Genomic DNA, 18,399 nt, shown 5'->3' with positions numbered 1-18,399 from the left:
AATCTTTATAATATAACTGATTAAAGTGTTTTTTGGAGGATAAAATGGCAAAGAAAGTCACAATGGAATTTATTGCAAAACAGCTGGGCATTACAAAAAATACTGTTTCTCTGGCTCTTAGAAATATGCCCGGGGTAAGTGAAAAAACCAGAAATGAGATTCTTCGGACAGCTGAAAAATATGGCTATAAATATAAAAAATCCAACAAGAAAAATGTCAGCTCCGATTCAAAAACAGAGAGTATTTGTCTTATGCTCTCAAACGATACCAAAAACTCCGTAGGGTTTTTTTCATTTATTCAATACGGTATAGAGTCCGAAGGCAAGAGAAACGGTCTTAATACCATACTCTACTGTTTTGATGACAACAAAGAATTTGAGACTCCGGTTTGCATAAGGGACGGTATTGTCTCCGGAATAGTAACTCTCGGACGTATCTCCAGAAAAACCTTAAATTCCATTGTTGGGCTTAACCTCCCTCTTGTAATAGTAGATGACTTTTTTGACGATATAAGAGCCAGCTATGTGCTTACCGACAATCTTTCGGGCGGTTATATTGCCACCGAATATTTAATCAAATCAGGACACAAGAATATCGGATTTTTTGGAGATGTATTCGTATCTCCAAGTTTTTTCGACAGATACATGGGATACCTTAAAGCCCATGTACGATACAACATTCCGGTAAATAATTCTTTTTCCGTCATCGACAAAAATATGTCAACGCTGCTTCATGACGGAGTTGACAAAGTTGTCGATGAGTTGAAAAAAATTCCTAAGCTCCCTACAGCCATTTTTTGCTGCAATGACTTAGAGGCAATATCTCTCTACAAAGCATTTTCGGCTATGGGTATATCCGTTCCTGACGATATATCAATTATCGGATTTGATGATATAGAATCATCAAAAAGTGTTTCTCCCGAATTGACAACAATGCACATTTACAAAGAAGCAATGGGAGAGCGCGCAGTTAAAAAGCTTATTGAAAGAATGAACGGCAAAGAATGTATGGACGAAAAAATATTGTTGCCCGTCACCCTTATCGAAAGACAGTCGGTAAAACAAATAGGTTGATTAGGACGCTTTCGGTGCCGGAGCCGGAGCCAATGGCTTGGGCGGTTGGGGAGAATTTTTTTCGTTCACATAATCCAAAATATATTTTACAACAGGAACCTTAGCCTGAACTATAGCCTGATTTCCAAACATCACATTAAATTCAAAGAAATAAGGGTGCTCACCCACCATGGCCACATCAAATCCCGCGTAATCAATACCAAGCTTTGAAGCCACATCCTCCACTAAATCAATTGCTTTCCTCGGAACAGGAGAAAAATCAATGCTTCCTCCCTGAGCCACATTATTTTTAAAGCTTCCTTCCTGTCCAACTCTCCAATACGCAAACACCACTTTCTTGCCTATCACAACAAGCCTTATGTCTCTGTCTATAGGCAAATACTCCTGAAAGTATAAAACCTCATTTTTGTCGATGTAATCTTTCAAATCTTTGGAATTCGAAATAAGATGAACACCCTTCCCCATGGAATTTCGCACCTCTTTTGCAACGAAGGGAAAATCGAATTGCTCCATTATGATGTCTGTCTCGGTATCGGAAGGGGCAATAAGCGTATATGGAAGGTGTTCCGGCGCAAATGCCTGCAAGGCTCTTGTCATCTCAACTTTGTCATGTCCTAAGTGATAGGTGTTGATGCTGGGAAAAATATTTTTCTTCCACACATAATGAAGAAGATTTACCTGCCAGTACTCGGGAAAAAGAATCCAATCTGCCTCTTTAATCATGTCTTTTTTTGCGAAAATCAACTCAGGTTTTATATATGTAACACCGGGGATACCCAATGCACGAAAAGGATCAAACGTAACAAACCTCATAAACCTCTCCTAATAGACAAAATATGATTATACATATTAAACGGTTTTTTTTCTCAAGTCAATAATTAAATTTCTATTTATCAAATTTTTATCAAACTTTTTATATATTCAATAAATCTGATAAATTCGATATTATATATGTGTCGGCAATGTTTTAACCTGTTATTCTTGGGGGGCTATTGGTGGAAATTAACATAAATTTAGTGTTGGAAGAGCTGAAAAACCGTGAGATCCTTAGTCAAAAGAATGTATTGGATATAAAGAGCTATATTTCGGCCCATTATCCAAACCATTCCCAGCAAAAAAGAGCTGCAATCTTTGCAGATGCAGTAAATAGAATAATTAATAAAAACATATCCTCATTTAGCTTAGCCTATAGAGATGAAATAACAAAGACCCTCTTTAGAGATACAGTAAAAAAGCTCCCTTTCGCAATTAATGCCAATGACATTTATCAGGCATGCTTGGGCAGCGGTTTTAAAGAAAGTAACTTTATAAACGAGGTCTCCCAATGGTGCGGAAATATACTGGATAAACCTTACATACAGGATGTCGTCAAAGATTACACTCTAAAGTTAATCGGTCCTACAGAAATCCCCTCTGAAGTAAATGAGCCGGTGAATAATTCAATAACCGATGCCAAAGGCGAATCTCAAGAACATGACAATTCCATAGAACCTGTAGCAGAAAATGATCCCGAACCTTGCGCAAAAGCAACCGAAGAAATTTCCGTTTCAAGTGAGCCTACCGCTGAACTTACGGCCGCAAGTGATATACCCGATACACACGAAACCGGCAATATAAAAGTTATTTCCGGCATCAAAAAGGCCGTAATTGCCGCAACAGTGTCGGTATTGATTATTACTTTATCTTGTATTGCACTATTTGGAAAGATGGCAAAAAACACCGGCACCACACAGTCAAGTAACGTTGAGTCAAGCCCTTCCCCTTCCGGCATCAGCATTTTCACTAGCTCCGATGAGCCAGTTGACCTTTACTCAAAAAATGCCATCCTGTCCGGTCTGGGATACTCTCCGGGACTTCACAAGAATGTTCCGAAGCACAAAAAAGTACTGTATCTTACAGCCACAGCCTATGACCTTTCCTATGAAAGTTGCGGCAAAACCCGGGACCATCCGGAATACGGAATTACCTATACCGGTACAAGAGCCAAGGTTGGAAGAACAGTTGCCGTTGACCCCACGGTAATTCCCTTAGGAAGCGAAATGTATATAGTATTTCCTGAAGAATACAGCAATTTAAACGGAGTTTATATCGCGGAAGACACCGGTTCCCTTATAAAGGGCAGCAAAATCGATATATTTTTCGGTGAAGACAAACCTGGCGAATCCATTGTAAATGAATCCGCCATGAAATTTGGAGTACGAAAAGTGTATGTGTACATATTGAATTGACTACTCACCGGCATCTTTTTTAGTGGGATGAACCGTTCCGTGGGGATGATTCGGCGGTGCATAGATGGAATACAATTTTATCGGTTTGTCGCCGGTGTTTATTAGATTGTGCCATTTTCCTGCCGGTATGATAATTATATAGTCCTCATATACCTTTCTCTGGAAATTCAGATTGTTTTTGCTGTCACCCATTTTAACAATTCCCCGGCCCTCTTCAATGCGTAGGAATTGGTCAACATCGGGATGCATTTCCAGACCGATGTCCTCCCCAACATTGATACTCATTAATGTAAGCTGCAAATGGTTTCCGGTCCACAAAGCTGTACGAAAATTATCGTTTTGCTTTGCTGCCTCTTCAATATTGATTACAAAAGGTTCGGGGCCATAGTCCTTCAAATTAAGCGGAACACAGCCCTTGCCCTGTTCCGTATAAGGAATATACTGAGGCGGAAATTGATTGTATGGACTTAAGCCATATATTGGTATACTCGGAAAATAGGGGCACTGGTATACTTTATCGCTATACATATTTTGCGAAGTATACAACGGTGCATTCATAAAGCAAGGATATGGCCACTTACTGTTTGTATTATACATACTACCCATCCCTTTCCGGTTTCATGGTACCATTCTATGATTTAAATTATGAAGATGTGACTTAATTCATAAGAAACAGACCTCCCACAGAAATAATATGTAATAGTAGAGTATATTAAGGGAGGTTGAACATAGATAAATAATCTAATTGCGAATTGATTTTGCACAAATTCCGCAAAATGCGAATAAGCAAATTGACATTTGAGCAGTATATAACATATAATATTAATACGATTTTGCGTATTTTCCGCAGAATGGAGGAAGTTACATGTTATTAGAATTCAGAGCAAAAAATTATAAGTCTTTTAAAGATGAACTTGTATTTTCTCTTGTACCGGCTCCCAAGCAAACGGGACTTGATTACAGTATTCTAAATGAAAAAATAGGTAAAAATGAATATAAAGGATTATGCTCAGCTGTTATTTATGGTCCTAACGCCTCCGGAAAAACTAATATTATTGGCGCAATGGATACCTTCAAGTCCATTGTATTGCGTGGAAACATCCGCAATAACGATGACAAAAGTTACCCCAATGCAGCAGCTTCTGCTTTGGAATTAATTCCGAACAGTACTAATGTGAATTCTGAACCTGTGCTTTTTTCAATTAAATTTACAACAAACGGCATATTGGTGGAATACTCTTTTATGGCTGATTTGGGAAAGTTTTTAGAGACTGATTATCCTCGTAAAATATTATCCGAAACATTGACCGTTAACAATACCGTTATTTTTTCGAGAAATCCCAAATTGGAATTTTATTCTTTAAAGCCTATTCAAGATTTCCTTATTAACGCTTTTGAAGAAAATGCCGAAAGTGCAATTGCTTTAGCAAAAAACAATTTGAACGATGAAGAACTTTTCTTGATGAATGGATTTAAGAATATATTTAGTTCTAAATTAGTTGCGCTAATCAGTGATTGGCTCAGTAATAAATTCATGATAATTTATCAATCAAACTCTATGCGCCTTATAAGAAAGTTTAGCGATCCGAGAAAAAAATCAGTATATATCGAAAAGACTTTGAATGAAGCCGCATCCTGTTTCGGCATCAACTCAAATGCTCTTGGATATTTAGTAAATGACGAAAATAATGAAGCAACGTTATTATCTCTTTTTAATAATGCCGAAAAAAATGCAGCTGTTCCTGCTGAGCTTTTTGAATCTTACGGAACTATACGATTTATAAATTTGTTTCCTCTACTAGCCATTGCGCTCAAAAATGGTTGTACGTTAGTAGTAGATGAATTCGATGCTTCTATCCATCCTATGGCCTTGATGAATATTATTAACATTTTTCATAATAATGAAATTAACATTCATAACGCACAGTTGATTTTTAATACTCACAACCCTATTTTTTTAAATTCTAATTTGTATCGGCGAGATGAAATAAAATTTGTAGAACGCGATGAAGAAACTTATTTTAGCTCTCATTATTCTCTTTCCGATTTTGGAACAGCAGGAAAATCCGGAGTTCGCAAAAACGAAGATTACATGAAGAACTACTTTATAGATCGATACGGTGCAATTAAAGATGTGGATTTCACACCTATTTTCCGAGAATTAATCTCGCATGAAAGTGAGGTGTAATTTCATGCGCAAAGAAAATAGAACTTTTTACTTTACCGTTGAAGGGCAGACGGAACAATTGTATTTAGAATGGCTTCAGCGCATAATTAATGCAGAACCTGCAACAAAATATACCGTTAAATTTAACTGCAAAATTGAGAAAAATCCTCTTAGCCGGATAAAGCAACTAGCTGTGGTAAGTAAAACAGATATAACCCACATATTTGACTACGAAAGTAACGAAGACACTTACCAACGGCAATTTATGGCTACATTGGAGCAAATGAAAGCAGCTGAAAATTCAGGAAAAAATATCAAGTATCACCTAGGTTACAGCAATTTTACATTCGATCTTTGGATAATTCTCCATAAAGCTGATTGCAACTCCACACTGTCTCACCGCGGTCAATATCTTGAACTCATTAACCGAGTCTACGGTGAGCATTTTCAAAATTTAGATCACTATAAAAAAGAAGACAACTTTAAACGCATCCTCGGACAACTAACACTAGAACATGTCCGAAATGCAATCCAAAGAGCAAAAGGTATTATGAAGCGCAATCATGAAAACAGATACATTTTACATTCGTATAAAGGCTATAAGTTTTACAAAGAAAACCCTTCACTTTCCGTCTGGGAGTCTATAGAAAAAATTCTAAAGACATGTAATCTGCTTTGAAACAAAAGCATTACTATATTTTATTTCATAACAAATATATTCTTCCTTTCCTATTGATTGGGATTAAAAATATTCACCTAAGCAAAATGTTCATTAAAAAAGCTCTCATCTCCAGGATACAATCCTGGGGACGAGAGCATAATACTTCGTCGTACCACCCCGGTTCATTGATGCTTCGCAGCACCAACCTCAGCAAGTACATCAGGATAAATGAACCCTGATTATACTCCGGCACTATAACGGGCGCACCCGTCGCAGTCTAAACCCTGAAAGGATTCGGTGCGAAAGCTCCGAGACCATCTTCAGTTATCTATTCTTTACTCCTTCTCAGCTTACCGGAGTTCTCTGTAAAAGACATCAATAACCTACTCTTCTCTTCATTGCATCAGTATTTTGTTGTACATATTCCCGTTTAATAGGATATGGGATAAATCCGGCTTTTTTATTCATATTTTTGTACAAATGCGACTTTCCGCAAGTCATATGTATATTTTATCATAATATATACTTACAATCAATGGTTTACGATAATAGTATACAATATTAATACTCAGCGATAACAACCGGTAAAGTTGGTTCTAACCAAAAGCAATTGTACACTTTATAATTTTTTCACAATAATACAGTACTGAGTAGGGGGCTCGGATAATATATCCGCTTCCTCCAACCACATCAGTTCATTGGGGGTAAGTGCATCTATGAAAACAGTGCGTTTTTTGATGAGAGGCTTCTCTCCGCTTCCCATCCAAATGCGCCAAATTTCTATCTCATCTGTATATTCTAGCTGTTCTCTGATATAATCAATTACTTTTTGGGAACGTCCTCTTGTTAAGTTCCATTCAAGATAAGCACAGTATTTTTTCTCAGTATAGACATCTTCTGCGGTATTGCTAAGCTTTAGAATGGCAAAATCATCATCAAACCCGCCATCGTCCACGGTTCCAGTCTCTGTATCAATCTTAATTTCGATATCCGACCACAATATAACATCAGGTTTATCCCTATCACAGCCCGAATCCAGCAAAAAATCGGGAACCTCAATCCCCATGGATAAAGCTTCATTTATGGATAGTGTCTTATAATGCGGGTTTTTCACCTCCGGAAGAGGATTATTGGAAGCAATGTACGTAAATGCGCTCATTTTTACCTCCCGCGACAATACATGCAAAATGAAGAACCTGTCTACGGATATTTACCGCAAACAGGCTCGTGGCGGAGACGGTGAGATTCGAACTCACGTGCCGCTTGCGCGACAACCTGATTTCGAGTCAGGCTCGTTATGACCACTTCGATACGTCTCCATATATTTTCATTTAAATATTATTCACTCAGATTTTAATAATACCCGAAAAACTGTATAAAATCAACTGAAAAATGTTATTTTTCTATTTTTTATTTAACTTTCTCTTTCTAAGCTCCTTGAAAAAATCCCTCAAAATCTTGGAGCATTCTTCCTGCAATATTCCGTAGGTCACTTCAACCTTATGATTAAAAGCGTCAACTCTCATCACATCTATTACCGAGCCGACTGCTCCCGCTTTAGGGTCGACAGTCCCTATAAAAAGCCTGCCAATTCTGGCCTGTATAATCGCACCGGCACACATTGTACAAGGCTCCAATGTAACATACAAATCACAGTCGTTGAGTCTCCAAGTACCAAGCTTTGCGCATGCTTCCTTAATTACGGCTATCTCAGCATGATTGGTGGGGTCATTGGTGAGTTCCTTTTCATTATGTCCCCGGGCAATTATTTTGCCGTCTCTGACTATCACCGCCCCAATGGGAGTCTCGTCCTTGCCGTATGCCTTATAAGCTTCCTTCAAGGCCTCCATCATAAACCAATGCTGTGAGCCTTCTTCAAACTCCAACTTGCGTCCAAGCCTCCAATTATCAAATCAAAAATAAAACAAAATATCAACCAAACGTTGCGAATAAAATTATAACTAATAAAACGCATAATGTCAAACCCATTGTTTGTTAGGCCATCCATCCAGATTTAATAAAACCTGAATTTATGCACATATAATTTTCTTGACCTGTCCTAAGGCCAATCAGCCACAGATTTTGGCCTTATTTGGAAGAATTACAACAAAAGCCGCCAACCTAAAAGGTTAACGGCTTTTCTGGTGTGCCCAAAGGGATTCGAACCCCCGGCCTGCGGTTTAGGAAACCGACGCTCTATCCTGCTGAGCTATGGGCACATATAACATAATTATATCCAAAATGGACGATTAATAGTATACTAAAAAAGCACAAATATTTCAAGAGTATTTTTTCCCAAAATCAATTTAAATATAATGCCATTAAAAACTCGTTAACTTTGTTTCAAAATTATTCGATACAAACTTTGATAGTCTATCTATCTTCTTTTATCTCACAAGGGAGGGTAACCATGAAATTGATTATAGATTCCTTCAAAAAATCAATCATTTTCGTCCTTATTATTTTAATAACAACTTTTTGCCTAAGAGACGTTGCATTGGCTGATTTCAATCTTAATGCCGCTCCTGCAGATTTTAACTCCGATACTCAGATAAATCTCAACTGGACTTCTGTAACAAATGCCGTTTATTACAGCATTGCCAGAAATGATGCACATATTACCAATATAGATGTTGACATTGCAAGAAACTATTTGAGCTTTCAGGACACGGGACTAAAGCCCCAAACCTCGTACAACTATACCGTAACCGCTGTGGCCCCCGACGGGAAGGCTATCAAATCAGCCAACAGCACGGTTACCACATTGCAAATGAAAGCTCCTTCCATTGTTTCCTCGTATTTGGATATTAATACCAATGAAGTTACGCTGACATGGGTAAACAATTCCCTTGCAACCGACGCCACCATAGTAGAGAAGTCCGGATACGGGCAAATTGCCGAAGTTTCCGGCAAAAATACTTCTGTAAGTTTCGTTGACCCAAACCTGACTTACGGCGTCGAGTCACAATACACGATTATGTCAACAGACGGAAACGGGCACTTTTCCACACCTTCCGCTCCTGTTACAATAAAGCCCATAGCTCCTCCAGTTATAGAGGCGTCAATAAAAAACAGTACAGTAACTATTTCCTGGCAGCCGCATTCCAACATTCATGAATTCAAACTTGAAAGAGCAAAATACCTCGAAGATAAAAAGAGATGGGATTCGTGGACAACAATAAAAACCGGTTTGCCGCAAAACAGCACCAGTACCACCGACACCATCAGCAGCGACGGAACATACAGGTACAGGCTGAGTATTGACAATGAAAAATATAAAGGTTTCAGTAATATATCAAAGCCCGTGGCAAGGCTTTTGGCACCTTCAAATCTTCAATGCGTGCCGGTCGATTCGGGAAGAATTGACATAAGCTGGAGCCTTCCTTCAAAAGGTATCTATAGTCTTAAAGTAGAAAAAAGAATTGATTCGGGAAGCTACTATACAATAGCCGTTCTTGACAGCAATATAACAACTTATTCGGATACAGAGGGAATCTTGCCAAACAAGTACTATTATTATAGAGTAACCGCTTACGACCAAAACGGCAACTCGGCTTCATCTCCCGTGTATTCCATATACACAGGGCGGCCGTCTGCGGCATCAAACCTAAGACTGGAGATTACATCCACTACCCGAATAACTTTGAACTGGAAGGATTCCTCCAGCAATGAATCGGGCTTTAGAGTTGAAAGAAAAACAGACTCAGGTGGGTTCGTTCCGATTGCAACTTTGCCGGCAAATACCACTTCTTATTCCGACAGCAGTGTAAATGCCCAATCTACTTATACCTACAGGGTCATGTCCTTTAACTCGGCAGGGGATGCTTCGGCATACAGCAATGAAGTTACCTGTACAACATCCGCTTTGAAGGCTCCTCCCGGGGCTCTAAGCGTTACATCGGTATCTTCCACTGAGATTGAGCTTGGCTGGGAATATGCAGACTCAGGAAGCTACAGTACCGTCATTGAAAGGAAAGCCGGAGACAAAGGCACCTGGGAAATGATAACCACTCTGCCGGCAGGTTACACAAGTTACAGAGATACGGACCTTTATCCCAATACTCAGTATTTTTACAGGGTAAGAACAAATCTTGACACCAGAATCTACTCCAAACCCTACCCTGAAAACGGCATCGGTGCCTACACTTATTTGGAAACTCCGAACAATTTGACATCGGCATGGACTACCTCAGGATTTGTGAAACTTTCGTGGAAAAATGAGTATTGGTATGATGCGGAAATTATAATTGAGCGAAAAACAGGAAACGGTAAATTTATAGAAATCGGAAAGCAGGATGGAGATAAGACCGTATGGTATGATTACGACACAGACACGGAAACGGGATACACATACAGAATCAAAGCTGTAAACAGCTACAATTCATCGGAGTATTCAAATGAATCCTTTGTCGACGGTATAAGCTTCAAACCGCCCGAAAACCTAAAGGCTTCCATTATATCAAATACCGAAATAATCTTAAGCTGGACCGATATGACTGAAGATGAGTCCGGATTCAGGGTGGAAATGAAAGAAGCAACCAGCGAAAGTTGGAAAAAAGTTACTTCACTCTCAAAAAACACTACCAGCTGCACAATTAAAGAATTAAAACCGGATACCATTTACTATTTTAGAGTAGTCGCAGAAAAGTCAGCTTACCGTTTTGAAGTATACAGCGAGGAAATCCAAGTGCATATGAAATCCCTGTCCGCACCGGCAAACCTGGTGGTAAAGGCTACTTCTTCAAATCAAGTTGTACTGGAGTGGAAGGATAACTCCGACAATGAAGAAGGCTTCGCTATTGAGAGAAAATCAAACAATGGGGATTTCGCCGAAATTGCACGAGTAGGCAGGAATGTGAGCAAATTTACAGATAATCAGCTCTATGCCAACACCACTTATTACTATAGAGTAAGAGCCTATGATAAAAACATATATACCGATTACACCAATATTGGAACGGTTAAAACACCATCTTCCAAGACCTTTAACGATTTGGATTCCGTTCCTTGGGCAAAAGGAGCCATAGAGAATCTTGCAGCAAGAGGCATTATACACGGAAAATCGGAAAAACAGGGAATATTCGCACCCAATGACCGTATAACCCGTGCAGAGTTTATAACCCTTGTAGTAAATGCCTTTCAATTGGACAAAACACCTACAGGTACTTTCGCCGATGTAAAGCCCAACCACTGGTATTACAGAAATGTGATGATTGCGCAAAACATGGGCATTGTTTCGGGAATGGGCAACAACTACTTTTATCCCGATGACACCATAAAAAGGGAGGACATGGCGGTAATTTTGGCAAAAACCTTTAAAATCATAGGAAAGCCACTGCCAAACCACAACGACTCTCTTTTGGACAAATATTCCGATAAAAATCAGATATCCCTCTATGCTGTTCAGAGTATGGCCATATTAAACGGTGAAGGAATTATTGCCGGCAAAAGCAGCTCCATGCTTTGTCCGAAGGATTATGCCACAAGGGCTGAAGCCGCAGTAATGCTATATAAAGCTCTAAGCAAATTATGATACTTTCATACACTCTCCTATATATAAATGAACCCATTTTTTTGCACCTTTCTTCCGGGAAAGGCGCTTTTTTTGTAATAAAACTCTGCTTTTTCGTAAATATTAACCTTGGAAAATACAAACTGTTGGGTTATAATGGTATAGTAATCCAAAGTAAAAAATATACAAATCCAATTCCTTTTCTTGCAGAAGGGGGACTTTTTGGTATAATGGACAGCTTAAATCTTAATGCCGCCATGGATGCACTGCTAAAATTCAGAGCAGAACGCGATTGGAGCAAGTTTCATACTCCGAAAAACCTGGCCGTTTCCATCGCAATAGAAGCGGCAGAGCTTATGGAGCATTTCCAATGGAAAACCGATGATGAAGCAAAAGAGTATCTTTCTTCATCAAAATTTGAGGATGTAAAAGACGAAATTGCCGATATTGCATCATACCTGTTGCTTTTATCCCACGACCTTGGTATTGACCTCAACAAAGCAATTCTTGACAAAGTAAAAAAGAACGGGCTAAAGTATCCTGTCGGCAAGTGCCGGGGAAAAAGCAACAAATACAATGATTTGTAAGCATAACATTATAATATATAAAGCTAAAGGAGGCTGTTTTGTATGCCGGAATTGAAAAAAGCACTTCCCAAAAGAGATGAAATAGACAGTAAATACAAATGGAAGCTTGAAGATATATATCAGAGTATTGACGATTGGGAGAAAGATTTTGACAAGGTTAAAAAATATATATCCCAAATAGTTAAATTCAAAGGTACTTTGAGCAAGGATTCAAACACTCTCTTAGAATGTTTGAAGCTCAGCAACGAACTAATGTCCGTAAATGACAGAGTCTTTGTATATGCCAGGATGAAGAAAGACGAAGACAACGCAGATTCTACATATCAGAGCCTGTCGGACAGAGCATCTGCCCTTACCACCGAAGCCTATGCCGCCATATCTTTTATTGTACCTGAAATAATCTCCATCCCTGAGGAGAAATTAAACAGCTATATTGAAGAAAACAAGGGTCTTCAGCTGTACCGCCAGTTCTTTCGCGAGATTTTAAGGCAAAAAGAGCACGTTTTATCGGAAAAGGAAGAGGAATTGCTGGCCCTTGCCTCGGAAATGGCCGGCTCTCCAAGGGAAATCTTCACCATGTTCAACAACGCAGACATAAAATTTCCTTTTATAAAGGATGAAGACGGAGAAGAAGTGGAGCTTACCAAGGGCAGGTATGTCAAATTCCTTGAAAGCAAGGACAGGAGAGTCCGCAAAGATGCATTCCATGCACTTTACAGTACTTACGGCAAATTCAAAAACACCCTTGCATCTTCACTTGTCGGAAATATCAAGGCCTCCAAATTTTATGCAACAGCCGCCAAATACAATTCATCCCTTGAGGCTTCCCTGGATGCCGACAACATAAATGTGGATGTATATGACAACTTAATTGAAACGGTTAATAAAAACCTTCATCTTCTGCAAAGGTATTTGAAACTTAGAAAAAAAGCTTTAAAGCTTGATGAACTTCATATGTACGACCTGTATGTTCCAATCGTTGAAGAAACTCAAAAAAACATTCCTTATGAAGAAGCCGTAAAAATGGTGGAGTCCGGGCTTAAGCCTTTAGGGGAAGAATATATCTCATACCTTAAGGAAGGCTTTTCAAAGGGCTGGATAGATGTGTACGAAAACCAGGGTAAAACCAGCGGCGCATATTCATGGGGAGCTTATACAACACACCCGTATGTCCTTTTAAACTACCAGGGTACGATAAACGACGTGTTTACCATAGCTCACGAAATGGGGCATGCACTCCACTCTTATTACACCAATAAAACGCAGCCCTATGTTTATTCGGAATACAAAATCTTCGTTGCGGAAGTGGCATCAACGGTGAACGAGTCCCTGCTTATGAATTATCTTCTTGACAAAACGGAAGACAGAAGGGAAAAAGCCTATCTTTTAAATCATTACCTCGAGCAGTTCCGGGGTACCATCTACAGGCAGGTTATGTTTGCCGAATTTGAAAAAATAGTACACTTAAAGCATAAAAACGGAGAACCGTTGACATCGGAAATATTGTGCAGTATTTATCGCGACCTCAATAAAAAGTATTTTGAACCCGAAGTAAATGTGGATGAGGAAATATCCATAGAATGGGCAAGAATTCCCCATTTTTACACCAGTTTCTACGTTTACAAATACGCCACCGGCTTTTCATCCGCAACCGCCATATCCAATATGATACTGAAAGAAGGAAAGCCTGCGGTGGATAGATACATCCAGTTCTTAAAAAGCGGAAGCTCCGATTATCCTCTAGAGCTTCTCAAAATTGCCGGAGTTGACCTTTCCACACCGAAACCGGTGCAAGATGCGTTGGATGTATTTGGGAAAATCCTTACAGAGCTTGAAGCACTGATAGAGTAGTGTATCGCGAGTTGTCCCTTTGTTTTGAGTTCGTAATATTTCTATTTGCCAGGCTTTGTTAATTTTTATTTGTTTTTGTATTTTATTTGTCCACAAATTGTTATATACTAGAATTAACCTAAGCCACAGCTGTTTTCCAGAGGTGTTTGCACATGGACATGCTACAGATTCAGGACAAAACAATATTTTACCATGCATCCAGCAGTGAAGCCTATAAAAAAGGCTTGTTATACAATCTCAATCACCGGGTGAGGCATTTCGAATTCGACAGTGATAAACTGATAATCAATGCCATTGTAAGAGGCTCCGAGGACTATGATGTCTCAATATATTTTGATAATAAAGGCGATATACAAGACTATGAATGTACATGTCCGGCCTACTACAATTATTCGGGTGCATGCAAGCATATTGTGGCAGTAATGAAAATGGCTCAGGGTGAACTTCTCAAATATAAATATATAAATCCCGCAAGGCAGCGCAATAATACCTATGAAGATGTTTTTGCCTTCTTTGAAAGCTTTTTGGATGAAAATCCGAAGCAAGAAGTCCATCTTGAGATAACTTACGAATTTAACCGGGACTATTTTAACAGCCACATGTCCTCCCTTGAGCTTAGACTCGGCACCGATAGATTGTACATTGTAAAGAATATGAAGGAATTTTTAGCCCATATATCCGCAAACACACCTTTAGAGTTTGGCAAAAATTTCACCTTCGACCCTGAAAAGCATACATTCTCTAAAGAGGACCAAAAAATTATCGATATCCTTATGGAAATATACGAAAACGAGCGGCTTTTAGAACAAAGATTCAAATATACTTACCAGACAACCTCCAGTGTGTTTGTGGGTAAAAAGGTGCTTCTGTCGACGCCATACTTGCTAAGAGTATTTGAGGCTTTAAAAAACAGAAATTTTATCGCAAAAGTACTAAATAACGGAGAAAAGCTTGTGTCAATAACTGAGGAGGACCTGCCCCTGAATTTTTCTCTGTCCCACAGAAACAATAGACTTCTGCTTAATTTAAAATCATCCTGGGAGTTTGTATCTCTCACAGAAAAAGGTATTTACTTTTATTATAACGGCAAAATATACCGCCCCTCCGAAAAACAGCAAAAATGCTATATTCCTTTAATTTCCAAATTTTTGGGCGGCAAAACAGACACCCTGCCTTTTCCGGCGAATCAGACAGAAAGATTTATTTCCGAAGTCCTTCCCCATGTCCATAAAATCGGCAAGGTTTCCATGGACAAGGGAATAGAAGAGAAGCTTGTTAAAGAAAAGCTTGTCTCAAAGATATATTTTGACAAGTACAAGGAAGGAATTTCAGCCGTTATCAATTTCCACTACGGCCAATCCGTTGTAAATCCCTTCTCCGGTCAAAATTATATTAACGACCCGGACAAAATAGTTGTAAGGGACATGGAATCAGAGAGGAAAATTATAGAAATTTTTGAAACAGCAGAGTTTATTGTGGATAAGAACACAATCTACCTGACGGATGAAAGCAAATTATTTGAGTTTTTGAGAAATGGTCTAACCCGGCTTCAGGAATTGGCGGAAGTGTATTATTCCGATGCCTTTAAAAGCATCAGCGTAAGATTTCCCCCCGGCTTTTCCGGTGGAATCCGGCTTAGTCAAGATTCAAACATGCTGGAATTCTCTTTTGATTATGAAGATATTGACAGCAGTGAGCTTGAGCATATCTTTTCTTCCATAAAAGAAAAAAAGAAATATTACAGGCTAAAGGATGGGTCTTTCCTGCCCCTTGACTTGCCGGAACTTATAAGCATGAGTAATTTGGTTGAGCAGCTCGATATTAAAGAGAAGGATCTCTCCAAAAAGATTATAGAGCTTCCCAAGTATAGGGCAATATATATTGACAGTCTTTTGCGCGAATCCAATATGAACGGAATTGAGCGAAGCCTGGATTTTAAACACATGGTTCAAAACATAAAGGAACCCGGGGATATGGATTTTGAGATCCCTGAAAAACTAAAAAACATCCTAAGGGATTATCAGAAAGTCGGTTACAAATGGTTAAAGACCCTTGCGTATTACGGATTGTCCGGGATTTTGGCCGATGACATGGGATTGGGCAAGACCCTTCAGGTTATAGCATTTATACTGTCGGAAAAGGACAAGGCAGAAGCTCCTTCCCTTGTTGTCGCACCCACTTCCCTTGTATACAACTGGCAGGAAGAAGTCAAAAAATTCGCCCCGGAGCTCAAAACCCTGGTTATTTCCGGGTCTATTTCCGAGCGGCATGAGAAGTTTGAGAAAATAAAAGATGTGGATATTGTGGTAACTTCATATCCTCTACTTAGAAGGGATATTGACCTTTACAAGGAAATTAAATTCCAATACTGCTTTCTTGATGAGGCCCAGCACATTAAAAATCCAAATACCCTCAACGCCAAAACTGCAAAGCAAATAAATTCGGGAATGAACTTTGCCCTGACAGGCACGCCTATTGAAAACTCCATCACGGAGCTTTGGTCGATTTTTGACTTTGTTATGCCGGGGTATCTTTTATCCCACAGCAAATTTTTAAAAAAGTTTGAGACCCCAATTACAAAATATTCCGACCAAAACGCTTTGAATGAGCTCGGAAGGCATATACGTCCTTTTATTCTCCGAAGGCTTAAAAAAGATGTGTTAAAGGACCTGCCCGAGAAAATCGAAACTAAAATAGTCTGTGAAATGACCGAGAATCAAAAGAAAATTTACCTGGCATATCTTAAAAAAGCAAAGTCAGAAGTCGCTATAGAGCTTCAAACCAACGGGTTCGAAAAAAGTCAAATAAAAATTCTAGCCCTTTTGACAAGGCTTCGCCAAATATGCTGCCATCCGTCCCTTTTTATTGAAAATTACAGCGGAGAAAGCGGTAAAATCCAAGTGCTAGAGGAAATAATGACAGATGCCTTTGACAGCGGCCACAGAATTTTGCTCTTCTCGCAGTTTACAAGTATGCTGGAAATTATAAAGCAGTTTCTTGACCAAAAAAGTGTTGAGTATTTCTATTTGGACGGCTCAACCAAGGCCGAAGACCGTGTGGAAATGGTCAAGTCCTTTAACCAGGGTGCAAGAAAACTGTTTCTCATCTCATTAAAGGCGGGAGGAACAGGCTTAAATCTCACCGGCGCCGACATGGTAATCCATTTTGACCCATGGTGGAATCCCGCTGTTGAGGACCAAGCCTCCGACCGTGCCCACAGAATAGGTCAAAAGAATGTTGTCCAGGTAATGAAGCTCATTACCCAGGGAACGATAGAGGATAAAATATTTGAGCTTCAGCAAAAGAAAAAGGAAATGATTGATTCTGTTATACAGCCGGGTGAAACCCTTCTTTCCAAAATGTCCGAAAGCGAAATCTTAGAGCTGTTTGAGCTGTAAATCCTCTTTTAATCTTTTAAAAGTGCGTTGGCAATTAATCGGTCAAACTTTCTAATGTCCACACCTCTCTGTAAGTTTATTTTGATATGACCGGCTTTGGTCCACAATTCAACCTCGGCATTAAAATCTAAGAAATTGCCTGCATTTTCAGTAGACCACATGACAATGGACGAATAGGGCAAGGAATATATTTCCACCTTTTTCCCTGTAAGCCCTTGAGCATCCCTTACAATAAGTCTTCTGTCAGTAAAAATCGCACTGTCGCGGAAGGTTTTATACGCCGCTACCGGCACTTCCCCTTCAACCAACAACTCGCTGACATCCTTTGGAATAGGGCATTCCGATACCAACGTCCATGTTAAAATGTTGCTCATATCCGCCATTTTTCCAAACTCCTTTTCTTTTGTTATTTTGAAATTATATTCATTATTGTACCAAAATATACTTTGAATATCATTACAGCATAGATAAATCTCTGTATTTGGTAAACAGCTTTAAGTTCAGGTTGTCTACTATTAAAAATTTATACCACAACTTATAAATATTTGATTTTCTTTGGTAATCTACATATAATTATATTATTTACTTTAAAAAGGGGGGGTCTGTTTATGATAAAAAATTTTCTTAATGTTTTTGCTAAAATCGGGTTGGTACTTGGTATTATTTTTACCATACTTTGTTTTTTCTTAATAGATTGGTTCTCTGCCGTTTTTATACTTTTCTGGACAATAGTCTATTATGTAATTTTATACTCGTTATATACAATAATCGATAATCAGGAAAAAATTCTTTTTAAACTCTCTGACAGCAATCTAAAAATACTGTCAGGCAGTAACGAAAGTAAAAAGCTGAAGGAAGACCAATGGTGTTGTATAATGCCCCCCATTGTCAAGACAATTTTTCAGCTTTTCTAAGTTAGATT

General features: G+C 38.9%; 13 protein-coding genes, 2 tRNA genes and 1 other annotated feature. Of the genes, 8 read left to right on the top strand and 7 right to left on the bottom strand.

Annotated features, from left to right (window positions below; genetic code table 11):
* Positions 1 to 44: 44 nt before the first annotated feature.
* Positions 45 to 1,073, top strand: coding sequence for a LacI family DNA-binding transcriptional regulator (locus PLH43_RS01970; protein WP_324359528.1), 1,029 nt, complete (start codon positions 45 to 47; stop codon positions 1,071 to 1,073).
* Here PLH43_RS01970 and PLH43_RS01965 read toward each other — a convergent pair whose 3' ends face one another.
* Positions 1,074 to 1,886: a hypothetical protein gene (locus PLH43_RS01965; protein ID WP_324359526.1), complete on the bottom strand. Its 813-nt coding sequence runs from the start codon at positions 1,884 to 1,886 to the stop codon at positions 1,074 to 1,076. It lies immediately after the preceding gene.
* A 182-nt stretch (positions 1,887 to 2,068) separates the two neighbouring features.
* On the opposite strand from PLH43_RS01965, the gene PLH43_RS01960 reads away from it, so the two are divergent.
* Positions 2,069 to 3,301 (top strand): 3D domain-containing protein, encoded by a 1,233-nt coding sequence (locus PLH43_RS01960; RefSeq protein WP_324359524.1) that lies wholly within the window; start codon positions 2,069 to 2,071, stop codon positions 3,299 to 3,301.
* Here the strand turns inward: PLH43_RS01960 and PLH43_RS01955 are convergent, their stop codons facing one another.
* Complete coding sequence (locus PLH43_RS01955) at positions 3,302 to 3,898, bottom strand: cupin domain-containing protein (RefSeq protein WP_324359522.1); 597 nt, start codon at positions 3,896 to 3,898, stop codon at positions 3,302 to 3,304. It abuts the gene before it with no gap.
* A gap of 268 nt (positions 3,899 to 4,166) precedes the next feature.
* On the opposite strand from PLH43_RS01955, the gene PLH43_RS01950 reads away from it, so the two are divergent.
* Positions 4,167 to 5,489 (top strand): ATP-binding protein, encoded by a 1,323-nt coding sequence (locus PLH43_RS01950; RefSeq protein WP_324359520.1) that lies wholly within the window; start codon positions 4,167 to 4,169, stop codon positions 5,487 to 5,489.
* A gap of 4 nt (positions 5,490 to 5,493) precedes the next feature.
* Positions 5,494 to 6,147: an RloB domain-containing protein gene (locus tag PLH43_RS01945; protein ID WP_324359518.1), complete on the top strand. Its 654-nt coding sequence runs from the start codon at positions 5,494 to 5,496 to the stop codon at positions 6,145 to 6,147.
* 123 nt (positions 6,148 to 6,270) lie between these two features.
* Positions 6,271 to 6,537: a binding site (T-box leader), on the bottom strand.
* A 211-nt stretch (positions 6,538 to 6,748) separates the two neighbouring features.
* Here PLH43_RS01945 and PLH43_RS01940 read toward each other — a convergent pair.
* The 4 genes from PLH43_RS01940 to PLH43_RS01925 form a co-directional block, all read right to left on the bottom strand.
* Positions 6,749 to 7,288 (bottom strand): hypothetical protein, encoded by a 540-nt coding sequence (locus PLH43_RS01940; RefSeq protein WP_324359516.1) that lies wholly within the window; start codon positions 7,286 to 7,288, stop codon positions 6,749 to 6,751.
* A 69-nt stretch (positions 7,289 to 7,357) separates the two neighbouring features.
* Positions 7,358 to 7,448 (bottom strand) — tRNA-Ser (locus tag PLH43_RS01935).
* A gap of 84 nt (positions 7,449 to 7,532) precedes the next feature.
* Positions 7,533 to 8,015: a tRNA adenosine(34) deaminase TadA gene (tadA, locus tag PLH43_RS01930; RefSeq protein WP_324359514.1), complete on the bottom strand. Its 483-nt coding sequence runs from the start codon at positions 8,013 to 8,015 to the stop codon at positions 7,533 to 7,535.
* Between the two features lie 256 nt (positions 8,016 to 8,271).
* A tRNA-Arg gene (locus PLH43_RS01925) sits at positions 8,272 to 8,348 on the bottom strand.
* Between the two features lie 191 nt (positions 8,349 to 8,539).
* Here PLH43_RS01925 and PLH43_RS01920 point away from each other — a divergent pair.
* The 4 genes from PLH43_RS01920 to PLH43_RS01905 all read left to right on the top strand — a co-directional run bounded on the left by PLH43_RS01920 (position 8,540) and on the right by PLH43_RS01905 (position 17,477).
* A complete protein-coding gene (locus PLH43_RS01920) occupies positions 8,540 to 11,662 on the top strand; it encodes a fibronectin type III domain-containing protein (RefSeq protein ID WP_324359512.1) in 3,123 nt (1,040 codons plus the stop codon).
* Between the two features lie 209 nt (positions 11,663 to 11,871).
* Entirely contained in the window at positions 11,872 to 12,228 is a 357-nt protein-coding gene (locus tag PLH43_RS01915) for a nucleotide pyrophosphohydrolase (RefSeq protein WP_324359510.1), read from the top strand.
* Between the two features lie 42 nt (positions 12,229 to 12,270).
* Complete coding sequence (pepF, locus tag PLH43_RS01910; RefSeq protein WP_324359508.1) at positions 12,271 to 14,079, top strand: oligoendopeptidase F; 1,809 nt, start codon at positions 12,271 to 12,273, stop codon at positions 14,077 to 14,079.
* Positions 14,080 to 14,231: 152 nt separating this feature from the next.
* Complete coding sequence (locus PLH43_RS01905; RefSeq protein ID WP_324359506.1) at positions 14,232 to 17,477, top strand: DEAD/DEAH box helicase; 3,246 nt, start codon at positions 14,232 to 14,234, stop codon at positions 17,475 to 17,477.
* Between the two features lie 8 nt (positions 17,478 to 17,485).
* Here the strand turns inward: PLH43_RS01905 and PLH43_RS01900 are convergent, their stop codons facing one another.
* Positions 17,486 to 17,860 (bottom strand): PH domain-containing protein, encoded by a 375-nt coding sequence (locus PLH43_RS01900; protein ID WP_324359504.1) that lies wholly within the window; start codon positions 17,858 to 17,860, stop codon positions 17,486 to 17,488.
* Positions 17,861 to 18,399: the final 539 nt, after the last annotated feature.

Origin of the sequence: Acetivibrio sp. (genome assembly GCF_035371925.1) — a bacterium.
GTDB lineage: Bacteria > Bacillota > Clostridia > Acetivibrionales > Acetivibrionaceae > Hungateiclostridium.
This window is presented reverse-complemented; position numbering and strand designations above follow the sequence as displayed.